The sequence below is a fragment of the Sneathiella marina genome (assembly GCF_023746535.1).
GTDB lineage: Bacteria > Pseudomonadota > Alphaproteobacteria > Sneathiellales > Sneathiellaceae > Sneathiella > Sneathiella marina.
The window spans coordinates 3,060,645-3,082,102 of the sequence record NZ_CP098747.1; the positions used below are offsets into that span (position 1 = coordinate 3,060,645).

20 protein-coding genes are annotated in these 21,458 nt (G+C 53.6%); 7 read left to right on the forward strand and 13 right to left on the reverse strand.

Going from position 1 to position 21,458, the window contains the following annotated elements:
* Positions 1-6 precede the first annotated feature (6 nt).
* The 6 genes from NBZ79_RS14770 to NBZ79_RS14795 all read right to left on the reverse strand — a co-directional run bounded on the left by NBZ79_RS14770 (position 7) and on the right by NBZ79_RS14795 (position 6,120).
* Entirely contained in the window at positions 7-1,200 is a 1,194-nt protein-coding gene (locus tag NBZ79_RS14770; protein ID WP_251933313.1) for a mandelate racemase/muconate lactonizing enzyme family protein, read from the reverse strand.
* Complete coding sequence (locus tag NBZ79_RS14775; protein WP_251933314.1) at positions 1,197-2,288, reverse strand: Zn-dependent alcohol dehydrogenase; 1,092 nt, start codon at positions 2,286-2,288, stop codon at positions 1,197-1,199. The genes NBZ79_RS14770 and NBZ79_RS14775 overlap by 4 nt, the downstream gene beginning before the upstream one ends.
* A gap of 87 nt (positions 2,289-2,375) precedes the next feature.
* Positions 2,376-3,764 carry an adenylate/guanylate cyclase domain-containing protein gene (locus tag NBZ79_RS14780; RefSeq protein WP_251933315.1) on the reverse strand — a complete coding sequence of 463 codons (1,389 nt, stop codon included), beginning with the start codon at positions 3,762-3,764 and terminating at the stop codon, positions 2,376-2,378.
* A gap of 108 nt (positions 3,765-3,872) precedes the next feature.
* Positions 3,873-4,325: a D-Ala-D-Ala carboxypeptidase family metallohydrolase gene (locus NBZ79_RS14785; RefSeq protein WP_251933316.1), complete on the reverse strand. Its 453-nt coding sequence runs from the start codon at positions 4,323-4,325 to the stop codon at positions 3,873-3,875.
* A 53-nt stretch (positions 4,326-4,378) separates the two neighbouring features.
* Positions 4,379-5,224, reverse strand: a complete 846-nt coding sequence (locus NBZ79_RS14790; protein WP_251933317.1) for a DUF3108 domain-containing protein — start codon at positions 5,222-5,224, stop codon at positions 4,379-4,381.
* Between the two features lie 95 nt (positions 5,225-5,319).
* Positions 5,320-6,120 carry an undecaprenyl-diphosphate phosphatase gene (locus tag NBZ79_RS14795; protein WP_251933318.1) on the reverse strand — a complete coding sequence of 267 codons (801 nt, stop codon included), beginning with the start codon at positions 6,118-6,120 and terminating at the stop codon, positions 5,320-5,322.
* A gap of 165 nt (positions 6,121-6,285) precedes the next feature.
* On the opposite strand from NBZ79_RS14795, the gene NBZ79_RS14800 reads away from it, so the two are divergent.
* Positions 6,286-6,936: a 2-hydroxychromene-2-carboxylate isomerase gene (locus NBZ79_RS14800; RefSeq protein ID WP_251933319.1), complete on the forward strand. Its 651-nt coding sequence runs from the start codon at positions 6,286-6,288 to the stop codon at positions 6,934-6,936.
* Here the strand turns inward: NBZ79_RS14800 and NBZ79_RS14805 are convergent.
* The 5 genes from NBZ79_RS14805 to NBZ79_RS14825 form a co-directional block, all read right to left on the reverse strand.
* On the reverse strand, positions 6,933-7,502 hold the full coding sequence (locus NBZ79_RS14805; RefSeq protein ID WP_251933320.1) for a sortase domain-containing protein: 570 nt from the start codon (positions 7,500-7,502) through the stop codon (positions 6,933-6,935). The genes NBZ79_RS14800 and NBZ79_RS14805 overlap by 4 nt on opposite strands.
* Positions 7,499-9,577: a marine proteobacterial sortase target protein gene (locus tag NBZ79_RS14810; RefSeq protein WP_251933321.1), complete on the reverse strand. Its 2,079-nt coding sequence runs from the start codon at positions 9,575-9,577 to the stop codon at positions 7,499-7,501. The genes NBZ79_RS14805 and NBZ79_RS14810 overlap by 4 nt, the downstream gene beginning before the upstream one ends.
* A gap of 141 nt (positions 9,578-9,718) precedes the next feature.
* Positions 9,719-10,618: an agmatinase gene (gene speB, locus NBZ79_RS14815; RefSeq protein WP_251933322.1), complete on the reverse strand. Its 900-nt coding sequence runs from the start codon at positions 10,616-10,618 to the stop codon at positions 9,719-9,721.
* The gene (locus NBZ79_RS14820) at positions 10,615-11,658 is read right to left on the reverse strand and encodes a 1,9-bis(guanidino)-5-aza-nonane synthase (protein WP_251933323.1); all 1,044 of its coding nucleotides are present in this window, start codon (positions 11,656-11,658) and stop codon (positions 10,615-10,617) included. Before NBZ79_RS14820 ends, speB begins: the two co-directional genes overlap by 4 nt.
* A gap of 26 nt (positions 11,659-11,684) precedes the next feature.
* Positions 11,685-12,896: a type III PLP-dependent enzyme gene (locus tag NBZ79_RS14825; protein WP_251933324.1), complete on the reverse strand. Its 1,212-nt coding sequence runs from the start codon at positions 12,894-12,896 to the stop codon at positions 11,685-11,687.
* A gap of 174 nt (positions 12,897-13,070) precedes the next feature.
* On the opposite strand from NBZ79_RS14825, the gene NBZ79_RS14830 reads away from it, so the two are divergent.
* On the forward strand, positions 13,071-14,216 hold the full coding sequence (locus NBZ79_RS14830) for an FAD-dependent monooxygenase (RefSeq protein ID WP_251933325.1): 1,146 nt from the start codon (positions 13,071-13,073) through the stop codon (positions 14,214-14,216).
* Positions 14,217-14,275: 59 nt separating this feature from the next.
* Here NBZ79_RS14830 and NBZ79_RS14835 read toward each other — a convergent pair whose 3' ends face one another.
* Both NBZ79_RS14835 and NBZ79_RS14840 read right to left on the reverse strand, forming a co-directional pair.
* A complete protein-coding gene (locus tag NBZ79_RS14835) occupies positions 14,276-15,220 on the reverse strand; it encodes an SMP-30/gluconolactonase/LRE family protein (RefSeq protein WP_251933326.1) in 945 nt (314 codons plus the stop codon).
* Positions 15,221-15,231: 11 nt separating this feature from the next.
* Entirely contained in the window at positions 15,232-15,930 is a 699-nt protein-coding gene (locus NBZ79_RS14840; protein WP_251933327.1) for an ArsR/SmtB family transcription factor, read from the reverse strand.
* Between the two features lie 314 nt (positions 15,931-16,244).
* On the opposite strand from NBZ79_RS14840, the gene NBZ79_RS14845 reads away from it, so the two are divergent.
* The 5 genes from NBZ79_RS14845 (at position 16,245) to NBZ79_RS14865 (ending at position 21,447) form a co-directional block, all read left to right on the forward strand.
* Positions 16,245-17,084: a FecR domain-containing protein gene (locus NBZ79_RS14845; protein WP_251933328.1), complete on the forward strand. Its 840-nt coding sequence runs from the start codon at positions 16,245-16,247 to the stop codon at positions 17,082-17,084.
* A gap of 244 nt (positions 17,085-17,328) precedes the next feature.
* The gene (locus tag NBZ79_RS14850; RefSeq protein WP_251933329.1) at positions 17,329-19,497 is read left to right on the forward strand and encodes a CHASE2 domain-containing protein; all 2,169 of its coding nucleotides are present in this window, start codon (positions 17,329-17,331) and stop codon (positions 19,495-19,497) included.
* 188 nt (positions 19,498-19,685) lie between these two features.
* On the forward strand, positions 19,686-20,006 hold the full coding sequence (locus tag NBZ79_RS14855) for an NIPSNAP family protein (protein ID WP_251933330.1): 321 nt from the start codon (positions 19,686-19,688) through the stop codon (positions 20,004-20,006).
* A 162-nt stretch (positions 20,007-20,168) separates the two neighbouring features.
* Positions 20,169-21,260 carry a phenylacetaldoxime dehydratase family protein gene (locus tag NBZ79_RS14860; protein ID WP_251933331.1) on the forward strand — a complete coding sequence of 364 codons (1,092 nt, stop codon included), beginning with the start codon at positions 20,169-20,171 and terminating at the stop codon, positions 21,258-21,260.
* A 4-nt stretch (positions 21,261-21,264) separates the two neighbouring features.
* On the forward strand, positions 21,265-21,447 hold the full coding sequence (locus NBZ79_RS14865; RefSeq protein ID WP_251933332.1) for a hypothetical protein: 183 nt from the start codon (positions 21,265-21,267) through the stop codon (positions 21,445-21,447).
* Positions 21,448-21,458: the final 11 nt, after the last annotated feature.

A 21,458-nucleotide genomic window follows, 5' to 3' on the forward strand; every position in this document is an offset into this window, starting at 1 on the left:
CGGTTTCTAGTCAAAAGTCGCCGGATCATCGACCATTTCCAGATGCAATTCCGTGCCCGTAAACGGATGAGCCGCGATCACATCTTCATTTAGCTCAATCCCCAGACCCGGTTTCGTTGGCGGAATGATATACCCATCCTGCCACTGGATCGGTTCCTTCAGGATCTCCGCATGGAAGTCACCCATGCTATTGATGCTCTCCTGTATCAGGAAGTTCGGCGTGCAGGTGCTGAGCTGGATATCCGCCATGGCCGATACCGGGCCGCAATACATATGCGGCGCAATCTGGGCATAATACACTTCTGCCAGACTGGCAATTTTCTTGCCCTCCAGCAACCCGCCGACACGGCCCAGCGCCATCTGCAGGATCGACGCCGCCCCGGCTTCCAGCACCCTGTGAAATTCATATTTTGTACAGAGTCTCTCGCCAGTTGCGACAGGAATTGTCGTCTGGCGTGAGAGCTTCGCCATTTCGTTGGGGTTCTCCGGCGGGGTTGGTTCTTCAAACCACAACGGGTCATATTTTTCCAGTCGGCGAGCCAATCGAATGGCGCCGGATGTGGTCAGCTGGCCGTGGGTTCCGAACAGAAGATCTGCCTTGTCACCAACAGCCTCCCGCACCCTTTTGACCAGTTTTTCCGAAATATCCATGCGTTCCAGCGACGGCTGCCGCGGATCAAACGCCGAGTAAGGCCCAACCGGGTCAAATTTAACTCCGGTGAAACCAAGCGCCACATTTTCTGCCGCGCGTTCCGCCGCCATATCCGGATCGATATAGACATCGACGGGATCCCCCTCTTTCGGGTAGAGATAGGTGTAGGAGCGCAGCTTTTCATGCACACGGCCGCCCAGCAATTCATACACCGGTTTATTGGTTTCCTTGCCGATAATATCCCAACAGGCCATTTCAAGCGCACTGAGAACCCCCATCATGGATATATCCGGTCGCTGTGTATAGCCGCTGGAATATACCTGCCGCCACATACGCTCTATATGAAAAGGGTTTTTACCGGCGACGCGGCGCTCAAAAACATCTTCGATCATTTTAACGGTAACCTTGGGGTGGAACGGCACGGCATAAGCCTCCCCGATACCCTCAATGCCCGTATCCGTCGTTAATTTGAGCAAAACCCAGAACTGTCCCCCCCAATGCGGCGGCGGCGTTCCAACGACATAGGTTTTCAGATCCGTGATTTTCATACTGAGTCCCCAAATATAACGACATTGCGAAGGGCTTTGTCCGCCCGGACTTCATCAATGGCCTGATTGATATCCTCCAGCGGGTAGCGGCCGGTTATTAGCTCGTCGAGTTTCAGACGGCCCTTCTCATACAGCGTCACCAGTTTTGGGATATCGATGCGCAGCCGTGTTGATCCCATTTTACTGCCAATAATTTTTTGCCCTGCCCCGGCGATGTTACCGGCCTCGACGGAAATTTTCTGGCCCGTTGGCGGCATGCCGACAATCACCAGCGTCCCCGAGGGTGCCAAAAGATCCAGCCCCTGCTCAAACGCCTTAGGGCTTCCGGCCGCAACAAAGACATAATCTGCCCCGCGCGCCGATGTCAGGTCCATAACTTTTTCCTGCGCATCATTGACCAGCGGATTGATCATATGTGTGGCTCCGAAATCCTGTGCTGCTTGCAGTTTGCTCTCCACCAGATCCAGCGCAATAATCGGGTAGGCATTGACGAGACCGGCCCCCTGCACGGAGTTCAGCCCCACACCGCCACAGCCGATGACGACAACCGAGCTGCCATATTCAACCTTGGCCGTATTCACGACCGCCCCGAGACCGGTGATCACGCCGCAAGAAAGAAGGGAGGCGGCGTCCAGCGGGATAGTGGCCGGTATCGGAATGACTTGAGACTGATTAACCACTACTTCCTCGGCGAAGGCCCCGGTCTTGAGGCCCTGGCCAACCTTGTCACCAGAGGAAGTCGACACGCGGCTGTCCCTATCAATGGGAAAGGATGTCCCGCAAATATAGGGCTCCCCGCTTTCACAATCACCACAATGGCCGCACGACCGCAACAAGGTTACCAGCACCCGATCGCCAACCTGAACATTGACAACACCCTCGCCAATTTCGCCGACAATACCGGACGCCTCATGCCCGAGAATGACGGGAAGCTGACCGCCCCATCCCCCCTCCATGAAAGTCAGGTCCGAATGGCAAATTGCACAGGCTGCCAAAGTCACTTTGACTTCGCCGGCTTGCGGGGCCGCCAGGGTTAAATCTTCAATTTCCAACGGCTGTCCGAACGCCCGGCACACGGCTGCTTTCATGCGACACTCCCCTTCTGTATTTGAGGAGAGTGTCTACATAACTATTGAAAAAAGCAATGGGGCAAATGGCTTGAAAATATAATTAATTCATTCCGTATCATGGCTCAATTGCCAGCCGCTGATTGTTTGTTCCCGGCCCCTGATTTCCTGGGGTCCCGTAGCTTTATAGCCTAGCTTCTCCGCCGTATCCGGGCCTCCCGCAGCTTCAATGACAGCATCGCTTACCAGAACGGAGGCATTGAGCGGCCGGGTCAGTGCTTCCAGCCGACTTGCCACATTGACCACATCTCCCAACACCGCATATTCAAGACGTCGCTCAGAACCGATATCACCCAGAACAACGTGGCCGAAATGAATGCCGATGGAAAGCCGTATGGGCGGCAAGTTTGAGTCCTGCCGGGTCGCATTCCATTCTTTCATCACATTGTTCATGGATTGTGCGCATTGAAGGGCATGCATGGCATCATCGGGCGACGTATCAGGTGTCCCGAATGTTGCCATCAATCCATCCCCCAGAAATTTATCCAATGTCCCGCCATTATCAAAAACACAAGCCTCCATGCGCGAATGAAACTCGCGCAAAAGCGCCACTATCGCGTCCGGCGTTTGTGCCTCGGCCATTTTTGTAAAGCCGACGATATCGGCAAACAACACGGCAACCGGTTGCTCGCGAACATCGCCGAGGGGTTGGTCACGGGTCGCGAGATTATCAACAATATTCGGCGGAAAATGTCGCGCCAGATTCGCACGGCCCCGGGCCGCCTCAGCTTGTCTGACAAGGAGACGGTTCGCCCGCCAACTGTTGAGCGCCAGAATACCCGCGACAATCGCGAACAGCAGAACCTCTTGTATCCGCGGCTCAAGTTGAACATTGTTAGGGTCGATAAATTCCAGAATATGCGGGTAGTCCGAAACCGCCGCTGTCACCTTGTCGGTGAGGTCGGCAATACTGGAGGGTTGTTCCTTTGCCCAAAAATAAGCGCCCATCCAGAGTAACGTCGTATATCCGGCGACCGCAAATAATGTCCGCCAGGAATAGGCCAGGGTGGCCCCGGCTAAAAGGACATAGAAATAGGTGAAGTTGTTGAATTTATACTGCATGCCAACTGACCAGTCGCGAGGATCCAGAGGATTTGGAACGGCAAGAACGACAGTCATTAACGCTAGATCCAAAAACAGTAAAAGCAACTCTGCCCGGGACCGGCCTACCCGGCCGATTTTTAGCTGGGCCCAGCCGATAAGGGCAAACCCGACCAACAGAACTTCATAATAAATGACAGAATAATGGGGATTTAGAAAAGCAACAAACACGCCGATGACCACAAGAGATATTGTTCTTGCCCGCACGGAAAGCAGCAGCCCCTCTCGTTTATTTTGATCCAGTGCCTCTTCCAGATATTTATGCGCCCGGCCTTCCGTTTCCTCTAACGATCGCCGTCGCATCCCAAATCTACCAGCGGTATCTGTATCTGCCATGTTGCTGCCCCATATATACTGCTACATTCTGCTTATCGGTTCATATCAGCTGTTCGGTTCTTTTCAAACCCGTGAAGTATCCGCATTCTTCAGCTTGAAGGCATTTCGTTAGGCGAATGCTGACTGTTTTTCTTTATCATCCGCTATATTTATAACGGCCATACGTCTGTTCTTCTCCACATATGAGCAATGCACCCACCCACTTGCCTTGTCGCCTGCAGTGTAAAACTCAAGAATGAGTTGATCAAATTTGAGCGTATCCCGTATCCAGCTCGCCAGATCCAGATTAGAGATCGTCGGAATTTCCAGATCCACTGCCTGACCTTTAATATGTTGCGATGTATCCTTTGATTTCAAGGCGCGATTTAGAGCGCGACATCGATAGCCACTGGTTGGCACAAACGGAATTTTAAAATGATCCCGAACGGGCTGTAAAATATGTTCTGCAACCAGTCTTAAATTGGCGACTTCCTCTTCACTCGGGATGTTTCGGATATCCAGACGCAATGCCGTCTGGCTTTTGATGAGTTCCTGCAATGTAAAATTTGTTGTCAGCTGCAAAAGGCGCCCCTTCCCATAAAGCTGAAGTCAAACAAGATAAAAATGCACTCTGTTTATTTGGCGTTTCTACTCACCAGTTGGATAGGTCCTTCATGATATTCTTCTAAGTGAAGCTCCATTCTGCCAAAATCAGTGCTGACCTGCATTCTCACAGGCACGACCCGTGCACCGGCGACGGGGGCTGCGGCCCAGACCACAATCTCCTGGTTCATGCGATCATAATTGTCCTGCCCTTTTTTAAATCCGCCTTTTTTGACAATATCGATTTTGCATCCGATCGCCTCGCCAGCGAAGACCGAATATCGTGAGGGTTTGAACAGCCGGCTGTCTTTTTCCGTCAGCTTGACGTCATATCGGCGGCGGCCGTCGAAAACGGCGACTTCCGCATTACATCCCTGCCCGGATTCCAACCGGTTGGACACCAGCAACATGGCGGACATCGGATCAATACTATTGGTCAGGCTGCCGGGATCTATGGGCGTATATTTGTTCGGATCGGAAGAAATCTTGCCCGTCGTTTCAACCTCGACGCTTCCCGATGGATCATAATTCATGGTCGCCGAGCGGACATTTTTATTCCACGAGCTTTCATGCCGGTGAAGAAACGGGGAAATTTTATCGTCGTCAATCAGGCCAACGGTCTTTCCCTTGGCGATCCACTTGAAGGCCCAATCAAATGTCTTGCTGGTATTGGCAATGCTTTCGATGCGGTAATTGTTGTTTTCTTCGCCAATTTCCGTATCGATACTGCCCAGAAACAGGCCACCCACATAAACCGAATGTTTAAGCTCGGTGATTTTTTCCGCGGCGGCGGCGGAAACCGTATAAACACTCAGCGCCAAAACAGTTCCGCAAACAAGACCTGCTTTTGACTTACCGACAGAATTTGACCTGAACATGATGCTTTCCATCCCTAACAAACCCCATTCGGTTACAGATGGTGCTTTAACAGCGAATTATCAAGCTTTAATAATATTCTAAATTGCGTCTGCCGTCAGCCAAGAAAATATACGCCGAGGAGCAAGGCACCAAGCGCCAGACGGTAAATGACAAACGGCATGAAGCCGATGCGGCTTATCCAGGCCATCAACAAGCTGATCGCTGCCAGAGCGAATACAAAAGAAATGCCGGCCGCAAGGATCGCATCCCTATTGAACTCGGCATTTCCGGCGTCCAGCAGGCTGAGCGTCCCCAGGGTCCCGGCCCCCATGATTGTCGGAATGGACAGCAGCATGGAAAAATGGGCGCCCTCCGTCCGGTCAAAACCGCGCATTCTCGCGGCCATCATGGTCACGCCCGATCGGCTGGTGCCGGGCAGAAGGGAGAAAATCTGGAAGAGCCCGATAATCAACGCATCTTTATGGTTCATTTTCCGAAGAGAGTTGTTCACCGGATAGCTTTTATCGGCCCAGCCCAGCAGAATCCCGAATATGATCGTCGTCATCGCCACAAGCAGGATCGATCGCATATCAAGCGTCACCAGAAAATATAACAATCCGCCGGCAATGACGGCTGGAATACTGGCAACAAGGACATGCCCGAATAATCGAAGTGCCGGTGCTGATTCAGGCCGTCCGGGAGTGAGAAGTGCACGGGCAATTTCCCCTATGTCACGGCGGAAATATAAAATCACGGCAACCAAGGTGCCCACATGCACGGCGATATCCAGCACCTGCCCCTGATCGGGCCAACCGGTCAGCGGAGAGATGATCAGCAAATGTCCGCTGGAGGAGATAGGAAGAAATTCCGTAATTCCCTGAACCAGCGCGAGAATGATTATATGTAACAATGCCATAAGATGTCTTTAACTCATAAATATTGAGCAATTATTACGCTCGCACAGGTAAATATTAGGATTACAATGACGTCACCTGCAATCACGGTAAAGAAAAGATGGTAGTCTTTGCCAACAGTGGCGTCTAAGGTGTCACCAAACAAACACAGAAGCGTGGAGGAAACCATGACGCATAGCGTTGATCTGTTCTATTCATACAGAAGCCCCTATTCCTATCTGGCAACAGGACGAATTGTCGACCTCCGCCGTGAATATGATTTGGCCGTCAATGTCCGGCCCGTCTATCCCATCGCCATCCGCAACCCGGATTTCTTCTCCCAGATCAATCCCTTGTGGATTCCCTACCTGCTGAAGGATGTCCAGCGTGTCGGGGACATGAACGGGACGCCGATCAGCTGGCCGAGCCCGGATCCGGTCGCCATGAATAATGTCACCCGTGAAATCCCGGCGGAACAGCCGCATATTCACCGCCTCACCCATCTGGGCATTGCCGCCAGCGAAACCGGCGACGGATTGGCGTTCACCGACGAGATTTCGAAACTGATCTGGAACGGGGACACCAAGGGCTGGCATGAAGGCGATCATCTGGCCAGAGCCGCCGAAAGGGCCGGCTTTGACCTCGCCCATCTCGACAGCCTGATTGACGGGCAGTTCGATGCTTATGCCGCAAAAACCGGTGAGAACCAGAAAGCCCTGGAAGCGTCCGGTCATTGGGGCGTTCCGACGCTGGCCTATAAGAATGAAGCGTTTTTCGGTCAGGACCGTATCGATACCTGCCTCTGGCGCATGGGTCAGGACGGCCTCGCCAAGCGCTAAAGGGCACGCTGATCATCGGGCACCAGCCAGACCACATAGCGTTGATCGGTTTCCGTCTCCATCGCATCAAACGGATAGCAGGTGACCAGCAGGAGGGCCGGGTCCGCCGCCGCTGCGGGGACGGACAGCGCATCAGCCGCGACAATATCCGCCTGCTGAACCCGCCAGTTACGGGCCGGACCGCCGGCTTTTTGAAAGGACAGGGACTGCCCCGGCGTCAGGTTTTTCAGGAACCTGAAATGGGTGTCGCGATGGCCAAACAGGATCTGTGACGCCGCCACTTCGGACAGGACGGGACCAAAGGCCAGATTGCGCATGTTATCTCCGGCCAGGACAAAGCGGGTGATATCTTCACCGGCCACTTCCAGGCGGGCAATCGGATAGCTGTCCGCCCAGGGCCAGGGTTTTTCCGGCATCTCATCGGCGTCCCGGTGATCCCACGACCATTTGATCAGGACCGGGGCCGCCCAGGCCTTGCCGGCAATCAGGCCCGCCTGCCCCAGCTGCCATCCGGCAACGCTCAACAACACGGCAACAAGCAAGAAGGCAACGGTTCTGGCAATCATATCCCGGCCCGCCGGCGTACGGCAAAGAACAGGGCAATTGCCAGCATCAGCAAGACCAGTCCGGAAGTGATTTGCCAGATCATGGGCGAGGCGGTTTTCGGACCGTAGAATTTCTCCCAACTGGTGCCCTGCGGCAGATTGCCTTTCAATTGCACTTTCTTGAGGAAATCCTCGCGCACCCGGGCCGGGGTCTGGTCGACGGCGACAAAGCTGGTAAATTCACTGAGCACCCCATGGGTCAGGGACACATCGAGCACCGCCTGACGCACCAGATCCTCACTCATGCCGCGGCTGCGGGCATCGGTCAGGGATTCAATTTTGCGCCCGGCCCAAAGCTTGGAAATACCGCTGCCCATCGACGCATCGCTCATCTCGATATCATAGGTCCATGGGTGCCCTTGCGGCCCCAGGGCAGCGATGCGGATCGGCGCAACGCCTTGATCCTGGCGGGCGACAAAGGTCAGCGGCCGCTGTCCGAACAAGTCGGGGATTTGCCGCGGGTAATAATCGCTGTTCTCGGGCAACCCCAATTGGATATTCTGCAAGGTTGGCGCCGACATATCGTAAAACAGGCTTTCCAGTTCCAATTGGGTATTGGCCAGATTGCTCACCTGCAGATGGACGCCGCGCCCCTGCTCCGCCGCTTTGCGCATAAACCAGCCATTGGGCGCGCTGCCCAAACCGACCGTGAACAGACGGGCCGGACCAACGGTTTTCTTCACCAAATCAAACATCCGCTGCTCGTTGGAGACGGCGCCATCGGTCAGGAACATGATCTGCCGCAGGTAATCTTCAGATCGGGCATCTTTCAGGGCCGCGGACAAAGCCGGGTACATCTCTGTCCCCCGATCCGCCTGCAATCCACCGATAAACTGATGGGCCTTGGCAAGGGTGGTAGCATTGACCGGCCGGCTTTGGCCGAACAGCCGCCAGGTCCGGTCATTGAAGGCAATGATATCAAACCTGTCCTGGGGCCCCAACAGCTCAAGACCCTTGCGAAGCGCTTTTCGCGCCTGCTCCATGGATAAACCATGCATGGAACCGGACACATCAATGACGAAGGTAATATCCCGCGGCGCCGAAGAGACTTCCGTCGCGGCTTTGGGTGGGAGCACCATGCCAAGGATATAGCGGGCGTCTTCGCGGTCTTCAAAAAACACCACGGTGGAGGCTTCCTCGCCTTGCGCATATTGCCAGTGCAGAACAAAATCCTTGTCCGCCGGCATCGCGCCCGAGGACAGTTTTATCACCCGGGCCGAGCCGCTTCCCTCGCTCAAATCGATATCATGGGAGGGACTTTCCAACGCCGATAATGCATCCGCCTTCTGCATCAGAATACGAAAACTGGTGGGATTGCGATCCCCGCGCCGGTCATAATGGCTATCGGGCGCGGTGACATTGGCGTCCTGAATATAAGTGGCCGCCGAGGGTGAGTTATACCGGGGGGTGATGGCTTGCGGCATGCGCCAGCTGAAATTGACGCCATCCTGCGCCGCCATGGACTGAAAACTAAGCTCGACAACAATATTTCCGCCCGGTTCAATATTGGCCACGGCGGTTGAAAACATGTTGGGCCGCTGCTGGCTTAACAAAGCCGCCTTCTTACCGGCGGCCGCCGCCTTTTGGTAGGTTTTAAGCGCCTGTTTCTTTTCCTGGATTTCCGACACAATCCGTCGTTCGCCAATAATCAGGACCATTTCGTCAACGGCCGCGTCATCGGGCAGCGGAAACTGATACATCCCCTCCATCCACTCAGATGATGGATTTTTAAACTGCTGACGCACGGTTGTGCGGACAATAAACCCGGTCACCACGGAGGAGATTTCCGTCGACAGAATTTCAGCCTGCTGGACGGTCACGGCCTCCCCCACCTGCTCCGCGCCCATGGGAACCATCTTCAATGCCGACATATCCGCCGCCGGGCGTTCCGACGCCATGACAACATTCAACACGCAGAGGGTCGCGATGATTGACGCAACAAGTGCAACGATAATCTGTTGCCAGGAATTTTTGATTTTATGAGTGATCAAGCCAACAATATTCTTGTGGTAAGTTCTCGTCTGACGGTCCCGCATATGCCCATTCCCTCTTTGTTGAAATGGCAATATGCAAAAGAAATGCGGCAGCGAAACCGCACAATCAGGGCTTTTTTTAGATAAATGTGATGTATATAACCGCAGGACTCCGTCTACAGGGACACTTTTTCGCCATCTTCCTTAATCGGCGAGCCCGTAAGACAGGATTTTGTAGGCCAGCTTGGCCGCCAGAAAATCCGGGGCCGGAAAGTCTTTGATGGGGGCCAGTTCATTAATATCCGCACCGACAAATGTCCCTGCCTGGCCTGCGGCCTTGAGGATTGCCATGGCATCATTCCAGAAAAACCCGCCGGGCTCCGGTGTCCCGGTGGCCGGCATCAGCGAGCTGTCAAAACCATCCAGATCAAAGGTCACATAGATGGGCCGGCCTTTCAGGGGCGCGGTAATCTCCTCCATATCCCAGCTCTCCCGATCCTTGCCCCAATGAACGGCCATGCGATGTCGATTGGCCTCCAGAAACGGGATCTCTTCAGCGGAGATATTGCGGATGCCGACGGACACAACCGGCACCGTCGGATGATCCAGCACCCGGCGCATGGCCGCAGCATGGGAGTAATGCTCCCCCTCATGGCCATCGCGCAAATCCGCATGGGCATCAAAATGCAGAAGGATCAAATCCGGGTATTTATCAAGGAACGGACGGATCGCCCCGGGCGTAATGGAATGTTCGCCGCCAAAGACCAGGGGGAATTTATCCTCTGCCAGTAATTGGCGGTTCAATCCTTCCAGAATGTCCAGCGCCGCCGCGATATTATTTGAGGGAAAATCCGGCTCGGCCAAGGTGACAACGCCGAAATCGCGAAACGGCTCCCGCCATAAATCCTCATCAAACAGCTCAACCTGATGGCTGGCTTTGATCATCGCCGCCGGTCCGGCGGCGGTGCCCCCGCCATAACTGACCGAGGCTTCCAGACCGAAAGGCACAATCACGGCTTTCGCCTCGGCATAGTTTACCGCATCCTCTTCTGGAAGACCGAGAAAGCCATCACCCGGCGGCATGACGACAAAGGGAAGGCTCATGTAAATAACTGCGCGAAATTGCGGCGCGGCCGGTCTTTCCAGGCCCCGCGATGATAGGCATCAGAGGCCAGCAACGGCAGGACCGAGGAGGCTTCGGCAAACACCATCTGTTCAAAGGTGGTATCCACCTTTCCCCAACTGGCCGCTTCCTTCAAGGTCGAGGAGGAACAGGCACCGTCGCGCACATCGGCCACGGTAATCTGGATGGCATATTTATGCATATCCACTTCCTTGCCCAGGATCTCCGCGCAGACCACCGTATCCTGTACAAAATTCTTCGGCACCCCGCCACCGACCATCAGCAGCCCGGTGGTGCCCGCGGCGATCTTGATCTCCGTCAGTTCCCGAAAATCTTTTATGCTGTCGATGGTTATATGGTTTTCCGGATGTTCTACTTGATGTTTAACAAGACCAAAGCCTGCGGAACAATCTGAAAAGGCCGGGACGAATATGGGCACGTTATGGTCATAGCAGGTTTCAATCAGGGAGTTTTTCTTGACCGAATTCTGTTTCAGCCAGCGCCCCATCTCCCAGATAAATTCCCGCGAGGAATAGGCCCGTCTTTCCAGGCCATCGGCGATCAGCTTGATGGTTTCATCACAGCTTTGCAGCTCTTCCTCGTCAATATAGGTATCATAAATGCGGTCGATATACTGGGCGCGCAGGGCGTTGTCATCGGCTGCCACATCCCCTTGATAATGACGAAAGCCCAGCGCCTCGAAAAAATCCATATCAACGATGGAGGCGCCCGTGGATACCACCGCATCGACCATGCCGGTTGCCACCAGATCCCGATAGACATCCATGCAGCCACCGGCCGAGGTGGACCCGGCCAGGGTCAGGATGACGGCACCGTCCGGTTCGCCAACGGCCTTGTTGAAAATATCCGTGGCGCGGGCCAGGTCGCGCGAGGTGAAGGACATTTTCGCCATGGCGTCGATGATCGGGCGGGCATCAAAGCTCTTGAAATCAATATGCTCGACCGGTGACGACAGCAGGGCCGCCTTTTCGTTACTCTTGGGCGTCTGTGACTCTTTCAACTGCCGGATCCTTTAAGGTTGATCAATTAGTCCGATGTCGTCTCTGCGGTGATTGCGACAGTGGTTTCGGAGTAAAATCCATTAAATCTGGTTTGCATGGCATAGCCATAAGCGCCGAGGCTTCGAAAGATTATCCAGTCCCCCTCGGCCACATCGGCCGGCAGGGAAAAGGGTCCGGACATTTTATCGATGCTGTCGCAGGTGGGGCCGTAAAATTCAAACAGGGCCATCTCATCACTCTTGCCAAGCCGCCCGCCACCATACAGCTCCAGTGGGAAATTCCAGCCCGGCTGCCCCGCATCGAAGAGGGCGCCGTAAGTGCCGTCATTCAGGTACAGGGAGTGTCCGCGGCGCATTTCGACGCGCACCGCCACCGCGCCGCCTTGAGCGACCAGGGCCCGGCCGGGTTCACAGAATATCTCCAGCTTATCGAAACCAAACTCCGTCAAGGCCTGCTGGATCCCGTCGAAATAGTCAGGTAAAGGCAATATGGGCATATCCGGATAGGCGACCGGAAAACCGCCGCCCACATTCAACATATCCACCGATAGTCCGGCGCCCTCCAGCAACCGGGCGATATCCTTGAGGGCTGTATGATAGGCTGTCACGTCAAGGCATTGCGATCCCACATGAAATGTCACGCCCAGTTTTTCCGAGATTTGCCGGGCATGTACCAGCAGCAAGGGCGCCTCAATCAAGGTCGCGCCAAACTTGTTGCCGAGCGGGTATTCAGCCCCCTCCTGGGAGACGCTGAGCCTGAGATGCAGGGCCAGATCCGGGGCGTTCCGGGTTTCCTGGCGAATTTTGCGCAGCTCATCCAGGCTGTCAAAGGCGAAATGCCGAACCCCCAGCGCATAGGCGGTTCGGATGGCTTTACGGCTTTTGACCGGATGCATGAAATAGAGCGTTGCATCGGGCAGCAGGGCGTGAATCTGCTCCACCTCGCGAACCGACGCCACTTCAAAATCCCGCATCCCGGTCTTCCACAAAAGTTTGAGGACGGCAGGATGGGGGTTGGCTTTCGCCGCATACAGGCTTGTGCCGTTGAATTTTGACAGAAAGGTTGTCGCCGCCGTGACGATCTTTTCCGCATACAGGAAATGCAGCGCGTCGTCGCATTGCTCGATTTCAATGGCGATCGCCTCGCTGTCATACTGGCGCAGGCCCTCAAAGGACAACCCGGAGGTTTCCGTAAAGCCATCGGCATCATTGGCGATATGCAGTCCTGTTTGGTCCAAGTAGCCCGTTCCTTCAATCGAAAGAGAAATCGTCATTATCAGAAAAAATCAACTCTCACCAGAGGCAAAATAGCACAATAGGAGAAAATTGCGCAGGTTGAAAAACTTGGCTTTTTTGCGCGAGGAAAGTCAGGTAGGATTGTCACTCCTTTGGGTGGATGTGGAGTTTCAGTTTTGACCTCGAAAATACTGATCGTCGGGGCCGGTATTGCCGGCTTGTCACTGGCGCGCAGGCTGCAGCATTTTGGTCTGGATTTTGACATTATCGACGAGAAACCGTCCGAGTTTAAATCCGGGGCCGGCATCGCCCTGCCCTTCAATGCGGTGCGTGAACTGAAGGATCTGAAGATATTCGATAGTCTGGCGGGGCGCTATCACCAGGTCCGGGAAATCAACTACACAACGCCCAGCGGTAAAATTCTCGGCAAGGCCGACCTGACAGAGCCGCCCTTTGATCAGGAAATGTTTATTGCCATGAAGCGTCAGGACCTGCATGACGCCCTCAGTGCCGGTCTGGAACACAAGATCCGCTATAACACCAAGCTGCTTTCGGTTGCCCATGTGGCCGAACAGGTGGAGGTCAGCTGTTCCTATGAATTGCTGGACGGAAAATATGACCTGGTGGTCGCCGCCGACGGGATCCATTCCACCGTCCGGACCCAGAATTACGAGGGCCAGGAAACCCTGCGCGATCATCAGATACGCTGCTGGCGCTTTATCGTCACCCTGCCCGAGCATGGCCTGGAGCCCCTTTACATGATGGGCAAGACGGATTTATTCATGGCTTATCCCCTCAGTGCCAACACGCTGTACTGCTATGGCCATATCCATGAACAATCGCCCTCGGCAAACCTGACCGACGACGGGGCGGATAACCTGCGGCGGATCTTTTCCGGCTATGGCGGTCCGGTGCCCGAAATCCTGTCCAAACTGGACGAGGTCAAAATCGTTTCCGGGCGGCTCCTTTCGGTGACGGAACCGCGGTTCTATGATCGGCGGATTGCCTTTGTCGGCGATGCGGCCAATGGCTGCTCCCCGCTTATTCAACAGGGGGCTGCGGCCGCGTTCGAGGATACCGGCATTCTCGCCGACGCCCTCGCCATGCAGAATATCGATCAGGCCCTGGAAAGTTATCAGGCGCGGCGTGAAGCCCGAATTCGCTGGGTCGTGCAATATTCCGACGGGCCGTTACCGCATTTGTTGAAAATGGAATCCCGGATGGGTCGCCTGATCCGCTATCTGATGATCAAGTCGCGGGGGCCGCTGAATGTCTATGGCTGGAAGAAACTGGCGACGGATCGCCTGCTGGTCAATTCATAAACATGAATGAATTTGATGGGTTTGGCCGAAAGCATTAGAAATTTTCATATGTTGAAAGATCAGGCCCGATGCTCGAAAACCGCGATGGCGGATTCTTCGAGACTGCCCAGATATACTTTACCATTTTTCTCCCGCACACCTGTCGCCATCCTGAAATCATCGCCTTGCCCCTCATAGTCAAACTGGCAACTGCCGTCCGCTGCATAAGCCCGAACCCGAAGGAAGGGCGGCAGAGATGGAATCAGGAAAGCCGGCAACCGGGCGACCAGTTTCCTCACCCATAATGGACTTGCCTGAACCCTCTGTAAGTCCTTCGACCGGGCCACGACCAGAGCCACCCAGATCAGACCGTCAGATCCGAGGGACAGGTTGTCCGGAAGGCCCGGCAACTGATCGACAAAAATTTCCGACTGGCCCGCTCTGTCGCCGGTCAGGTGATATTTCATAATCCGTGCCGCCGCGGTTTCCGCAACCAGCACAAAACTTTCGTCCGGTGCAAGGCAAACGCCGTTGGCGAAATGCAGACCGCTGAGCAATGTCTCGATATCTCCATCCGGCAAACGCCGGAACAGGGACCCTGTGGGAATATTCTCCAGGGTTTCCCGGGTGGAATTCTCAATCCCATTGCGGGTTGAGGAATTACTGAAATAAACAGTTCCGTCTTTGGCGACATCGGAATTATTGCAAAACGTCAAGGGAACCCCATCCACCTCAAAGGTCAGAACCCGCAACGACATTGTTGCCAGATCCAGGGCCAGCACTCCCTTTTCCGCATCACAAACAAGAAGGGTGGCATCGTCCAGAAAGGTGAGTCCCAGAACCCTGCCGCCGCTATTGACCAGCGTCTTCGCCGCCCCTGTTTGCGGATCAAGGCGATAAATCCAGCCATCCCCGGTCCCGCAATAAATCGTGCCATCCTCCGCCACCAGCACATCTTCGGGACCGACCGACGGGACCGGCAGTTTGCTCAATGCCGGCATGGCGCGTGGTTGCGGATCAGCCATATTTCCCGCCGTTACGCATGGTCTGTCCGCAGCAGCGGAAAATGTTCCAGAAACTTCTTTTCGCCAGAGGCGGAAAAGGCCACGATCCGCGATCCCTCCAGGCGTGTGGCCCAGCCCAGATCATAAAAGCGATCGAGCAGCGCCGTGCCGATGGATCCGGCGAGATGGCTGCGGCGGGCACTCCAGTCGAGGCAGGATTTACATAAGGGCCGACGGGATTTTTCAAGCAACGCAGCATCAATATCCAGACCCTTCAAAAACGCCACCCCGCCCCTCGTCAATGCCAGGTCTTCCCGATCCCGGACTAAATGTTTCGCCGCGATCATGCTATCGAGCGCCCGCACCCCCATCTCACCGGCCAGATGGTTATAGCAGACACGGGCTTTTCGCAGCGCCGGATCCTTGGGGCCGGTCCGGGTTCGCACATGGCCTTTCTTGGCCGCCAGCCCCATCATCACTTCCAGTAACCCGCCCACATCATCATCGGCCAGCGAGAAATACCGGTGCCGTCCTTGCTTGCGTAAATGCAGCAACCCCGCGATTTCCATCTTGCCCAAATGAGAGCTGGCTGTTTGCAAGGTCACCCCCGCCTCCGCCGCCAGCTCGCTCGCGGTCAGGGCCTTGCCGCTCATCAGGGCCGTCAGCATATTGGCGCGCGCCGGATCACCGATAAGCGCGCCGAGCAGGGCTATGTCCGGTCCTTCCTTCATAGTTCGATGGTAACCGAAGCATTAAGGGGAAACAAGGGCTAATATGGCGCGGCCTGACCATTGGCCACCCTCAATCTCATGGCGGACTTGTAAACTGGGTGTGGCAGTCCAAATTCCGGACGGGATATCAACTACCTGTATGCCGCACATAAACACACCGAAGTGGGTGTCGCAATCATTTCACGCATGCGCCGGTAGCAAGTAACTGGAAGTATAAACAACCGATTATTCGCATTTTCGTTAACCAAATATTCTGAATTAATAAATATTATAATAAATTATTGGAGAATAGTAGCGAGTTGTTGGAGAGTACCATGTTAAATTTTGATTCTATTAAAAATAGAATATTCCAGTTCATTTTTATTGGATTAGTTACCTTTGCCAGTATAAATCTACTTCATATAATCGCATCTGATCCATCAGAAGCAAAATCTTCAGGATATTGGGATGTGCTGTATGTTGAGGGGTCGGCACAATGGCGGCCTGCCAAAAATGATCCTACCTGGCGTACGCTTCGCAATAATCTGCAACTTCCCGCGCATGTTGAAATACGAACCTTTGGGACAGGGCAAGCCCTGATTGTCCATGGTTTCGACAAGATCGAGATGGGCCCTGATGCCGTCATCGAAATCTCGCCTGAGGCAGATGCTGACGCCACAACGGTCGTAAGTCAAACCGAGGGCAAGGTCGGTTACTCGATTGAAAAACGAAAATCCGGCACATTCTCTGTCAAAACACGCTATCTCGTGGCGGTGGTGAAAGGAACCGGATTTAGTGTCGATGTCAGCGATCAGTCAGCCGCTGTCAGCGTGGAGGAGGGAAGCGTCTCCGTCTCCAATGCAAATGACGGCGGGACGGCCGCGGTTGGTGTCGGGATGACAGCAAGTGTTTCCGCGAACTCAGTAGGTGTTTCAACCGGTTCGACCGGAAGTTCGAATTCGTCAAATGCAAACAGCAATGCAAGTTCCAACAACGGGAACAACGGTAATAACGGAAACAACGGAAACAACGGAAACAATGGCGGTGGCAATGGCGGAGGTGGTGGTAGCCCCAACGAAAACAGTGTTGCTGGATCCAATAACGGCAATCACGGTAAAGGTAACAACGGCAACGGTAATAATGGTAATAACGGTAATGGCAACCCGCCAATCTGATTGTTTAGGCCAAGTGCTTTTATTCAGAAATTTATCAAATGCTAGACTTTGGGCGGCTTTTGATAAATTCGCTGCAAGCTGGCCCGTCGCCAAGACTATTATATCGATGATTCAGTATGCGAATTCCAGCTTCCCAAACCCTGGAAAACATTCCTAACTTTATCTGGAGCGATGTGCTTTGCTTTCTCGAATTGTAGTAATAGTCTTCGCATTTATTCTAACGGCTACAGCCTTTTGGTCAGGGATGCTCGATTTTGTTGAGCGCCCCTTGCTGGAACAACGCTTCAAACTGGATATACGGGACGGAAACCCGCAACTGGTCGTTGTCGAAATCGACCCGAAAAGCCTGCGGGAAATAGGGACCTGGCCCTGGAAGCGTTCACTTCATGCCTTGTTGATTGACCGGCTGACGGCCGCCGGTGCCGGTACTGTCATTTTTGACGTGGATTTCAGCCTTGCCAGCAGCGACACCGAGGATCTGGCCTTTGAAAAGGCTCTCGCACGGCGTAACGGCAGAACAGTTCTCGCCGCCTTTCGTCAATGGAGCGATGCTGACGGGCGCTTTGTCGACCTCGGCCCATTGCCGAGATTTCTTCCCTATAGCGAGATAGCCTCGGCGAATATATTTCCGGAATCTGACGGCCTGCTTTGGCGCCAACCCCTGTTTCTTGATTGGAACGGTCAGGTTATTCCCTCCATTGCCACCAGCGTTGCGCTACAGGCAGGGTGGACGACAGACCGCAGCATATCAGTTCAGGGTTTCGGGATAGATTACAGTATTACGCCGGACTCATTCGAACGGTATTCTTTTTCCGATGTCGCAGGTGGTGCGGTTGACCCCTCTGTTTTTAACGGGAAAACTGTCCTTGTTGGCGCCACAGCTGTAGAACTTGGCGATAATGTCGCCACACCCCTATATAAATCTTTGCCAGGTGTTCTGGTGCAAACGCTTGCCGCCCAGTCACTGATGACAGACCGGGCGCTGCAGCCGCTTTCAAAGACCTTGACATATCTTTTACTGTTTTTTGCCATTGCCGCCGTCGTCGCTTTTAGCCGGAGGAAGACCCCGGGAAAAGGGCTGGTTGCCGTTATAGGCCTGAATATCGTCATTTTCATTACAGCGGCGGTTATTCAGTCCTACAGCACGGTTTTAGTTCCGGTCGCGCCGTTTATTGTCGGAACATCCTTAGCCGGAACGCTCATTTTTCTCATCCGCTTTCGTCAGTTGGCAGCCCGCGCTGTTGCCGAGCGCTTCGCCCGGCTAAAATCTCAAGCCATGATGGCAAATGTCGCAAAAAATGCGTTCGATGCCCTTATTATGACGAATGAAGCGGGCAAGATCGAGACCTTAAACCTTGCGGCGGAACGCATCTTTAACGTCAAGCAAGCGAAGGCTAACGGGCATAGTATGTCGGAATATTATGTGCCGTCGAAACTAACTCACAATCTTTCATTCGAGGAAGTCCTCAAACAAGCCGTAACCACGGCCGAACCGTTACGCATATTATGTAAACGGGCGTCCGGAAAAGCGTTTCACGCGGATTTGGCGGTAACCCGCATAGATGAGGAAGAAAGCGGCGACCTGATCCTGTTGATGCGGGATATAGACGATTTCGTAAAAACCGAGAGAACCGCCATCCGTCGGGAACGGGCTCTGAAGATTGCCACGCGACAAGCCAAATTGGCAAATCGCGCGAAAACTGAATTTTTTGCCAATATGAGTCATGAACTTAAAACCCCGCTGAATGCCGTCATGGGTTTTGCTGAAATCATGCATGGCGAACTTCTTGGCCCCCTTGGCTCTCCCAAATATATTGAATATTCCAAGGATATTTATGATGGTGGCGCCAAGCTACTGGAGACGGTTACCGATGTTCTGGATTTTGCAAGAATAGAAGACGGTAAATTGACGCTTCAGAATGAACAATTAAACCTTACAGATTTATTGACCCGTATGGGAGAGATGTCACGTGAACGTGCAGAAGCTGCCGGTATAATATTCTCGATGAACCTTCCATCGCGACCGTTCACCTGTACGACGGACCAGCGATTATTGAAAAAGGCTCTGGGGGCAATTCTTTCCAACGCGGTTAAATTCAATCAACGGGACGGTCAAGTGGAACTGGCAGCCTGTTTTACTGAAGATGGAGATATCCGGATATCCATATCAGATAGCGGGATTGGTATTCCGGCAGAGGAAATCGAAACCTGCTTTAGCGCATTTGGACAAGCCGACAGAGGGTTGCAACGGCAATATGAGGGAGCTGGACTGGGGTTATCTCTGGCATTGAAATATATTGAAGCTTTGGGCGGTACGCTGCAGATCAAATCTGAGGTCGGTGTCGGGACTACCGTTACAATGATCCTTCCTGGACAGCAACCTGAGCAAGCCGAAATGGCGATCGCCGGATAAATCGATCTTGCGAAGTTATCCATGGAGCTGCTCACTGAACACAGCGCCGGATCGCCGATAAGCGCCCCCAGCCGGTCTATGTCCGGCCCTTCTTTCATAGTTCGATGACAACCGAAGCATTAAGGGGAACCAAGGGTTAATATGATGTCACTTCAGCAAATGGACCCTATGCCCTAAAGGAAGACATCATGATTACCTGTTTTATCCGCTATCACATCGATCCCACAAAAAAACAGCAGTTTGAGCAATATGCCCGCAACTGGGGCGAGGCGATCCCGCGCTGCGGCGCCGACCTGATCGGTTATTACGCGCCGCATGAAGGCTCCAGCACGCTGGCATACGGGGTGTATAACATCGACAGTCTCGCGGCCTATGAGGCTTATCGCGCCCGCCTGGCGACGGACCCGCTGGGCCAGGAAAATTACCGTTTCGCGCAAGCAGAAAAATTCCTGATCCGGGAAGACCGGACGTTCCTGACCCTCGCCTCCACGCCCCGGCAGGATAAATAGCCGGGCAGGATATTACGGCTTTCCGGCACCAGGAATATAGGCCGCTTCCAGGGTGCCAGCTTTTGCGGTGCCGCGCGCCACAGGTTTATTACAATTCACAACTATAGCGAATTTTTGGTCATTTCAATGTTGTAAATATTTGAAAACAATGGAGATATTTATATGCCAAAAAATTTAGAACCGTCAATTCCTGAGCATTTGCGTGTCAAACGAACGCGGCCGTTGAATGCCGCGGATGATTTTGTTCCGACCCACCCTAATTATTCGGCCAGGTTTGATCCAAGGGTGAAAACTCTGCCCATGGCCTATTTCGGTGTTCAGTACAAAAAAGAGGGGGATGTCGCTGCCATAAAGGCAATCGAAAATTTGAAGACGGGCTTCACGTCTGAAAACGGCCCGTCTTTTTGGGATCTGGCTGACTATGCGGACGAAGCGGGATATTTAAACTCGATTATCGTGGGATACTGGGATAGCCGGGACAAATTTAATAAATGGGAAAAGGGGCTGCCGTCAGATTGGTGGCATTCGGGGGCGAAGCTGGAGGGTGAGTTGGGGTTTTTCCGGGAAGTTTACACACCGGGAATTGTCGACACCGAGACGACTTTCTCCCACCAACATCCGGAAGGGTATTCGAAGATTGCCGATCATATGAGTGGCGATACCGACACCCATGAATATTGGGGCAGCGCGCGGGATCGAATTCCCCGAGCGCAAACGGATGCCTTGGCGCCGCAGGGATATCCGCAGGCGGATCTTGGCAAAGACGGGCAAACCCTGGGTTGCTACATAACTGTCGAGCCGCAGGAAAATATGTGTCTTTTACGGTCAGGTCAGGATTGGTCCGAAACCAAGGAAGAAGAAAGAGAATTCTATCTCAAGAAGGTGAAACCGGCCCTCGATCAGGGCATGAAGGAAATTCGGGATATCGGCAATAGCTTTGGCTGTTTCTTTAATCGATATATGGATCTTCATTCTGACGATGGCCCCACGGAAAAGTCCTATAGCCTGAGCGCCTGGCATGCTCTTTCCGATCTTGAAGTCTGGGTCAAGACCAAGACGCATCTTGCGATTTTCAATGCCGGTATCAAGCATTATGAAAAAGCCGGTGCCGATGCCAAGCTTCATCTTTATCATGAGATGAGTGTCGTGCGGGCAAAAGACCAGTCTTTCGCGTATTTCAACTGCCATGCCAAAACCGGATTACTCAACGCCATCAGCTATCGGGGGTCAAAACTCAAGAAATCCAAACTATGATGTCGTGACGTATGGCTGGTATGAAGGAGAGCTGACGGATAGCGGCACATTGCCTGCCATGTATATGGGAATTGCCCTGAACGATTTTACGCAGAAATTCCCATATGCAACCCTCAATGAAGATAAGAACTGGTCAAGAGAGGCGTTTACGGCGGCAGAAGAGGGCATGTATTCAAGTAATGGTTAACATGGCACAAG

Bases quoted from the DNA above. Each gene is read 5' to 3' on its own strand.
- NBZ79_RS14810 (WP_251933321.1), bottom strand. From the start codon at position 9,577: ATGCGGGACCGTCAGACGAGAACTTACCACAAGAATATTGTTGGCTTG.
- speB (WP_251933322.1), bottom strand. From the start codon at position 10,618: ATGAGCCTTCCCTTTGTCGTCATGCCGCCGGGTGATGGCTTTCTCGGT.
- NBZ79_RS14770 (WP_251933313.1), bottom strand. From the start codon at position 1,200: ATGAAAATCACGGATCTGAAAACCTATGTCGTTGGAACGCCGCCGCCG.
- NBZ79_RS14835 (WP_251933326.1), bottom strand. From the start codon at position 15,220: ATGGCTGATCCGCAACCACGCGCCATGCCGGCATTGAGCAAACTGCCG.
- NBZ79_RS14800 (WP_251933319.1), top strand. From the start codon at position 6,286: ATGACGCATAGCGTTGATCTGTTCTATTCATACAGAAGCCCCTATTCC.
- NBZ79_RS14840 (WP_251933327.1), bottom strand. From the start codon at position 15,930: ATGAAGGAAGGACCGGACATAGCCCTGCTCGGCGCGCTTATCGGTGAT.
- NBZ79_RS14790 (WP_251933317.1), bottom strand. From the start codon at position 5,224: ATGTTCAGGTCAAATTCTGTCGGTAAGTCAAAAGCAGGTCTTGTTTGC.
- NBZ79_RS14795 (WP_251933318.1), bottom strand. From the start codon at position 6,120: ATGGCATTGTTACATATAATCATTCTCGCGCTGGTTCAGGGAATTACG.
- NBZ79_RS14805 (WP_251933320.1), bottom strand. From the start codon at position 7,502: ATGATTGCCAGAACCGTTGCCTTCTTGCTTGTTGCCGTGTTGTTGAGC.
- NBZ79_RS14780 (WP_251933315.1), bottom strand. From the start codon at position 3,764: ATGGCAGATACAGATACCGCTGGTAGATTTGGGATGCGACGGCGATCG.
- NBZ79_RS14860 (WP_251933331.1), top strand. From the start codon at position 20,169: ATGCCAAAAAATTTAGAACCGTCAATTCCTGAGCATTTGCGTGTCAAA.
- NBZ79_RS14845 (WP_251933328.1), top strand. From the start codon at position 16,245: ATGTTAAATTTTGATTCTATTAAAAATAGAATATTCCAGTTCATTTTT.
- NBZ79_RS14855 (WP_251933330.1), top strand. From the start codon at position 19,686: ATGATTACCTGTTTTATCCGCTATCACATCGATCCCACAAAAAAACAG.
- NBZ79_RS14850 (WP_251933329.1), top strand. From the start codon at position 17,329: ATGCTCGATTTTGTTGAGCGCCCCTTGCTGGAACAACGCTTCAAACTG.
- NBZ79_RS14775 (WP_251933314.1), bottom strand. From the start codon at position 2,288: ATGAAAGCAGCCGTGTGCCGGGCGTTCGGACAGCCGTTGGAAATTGAA.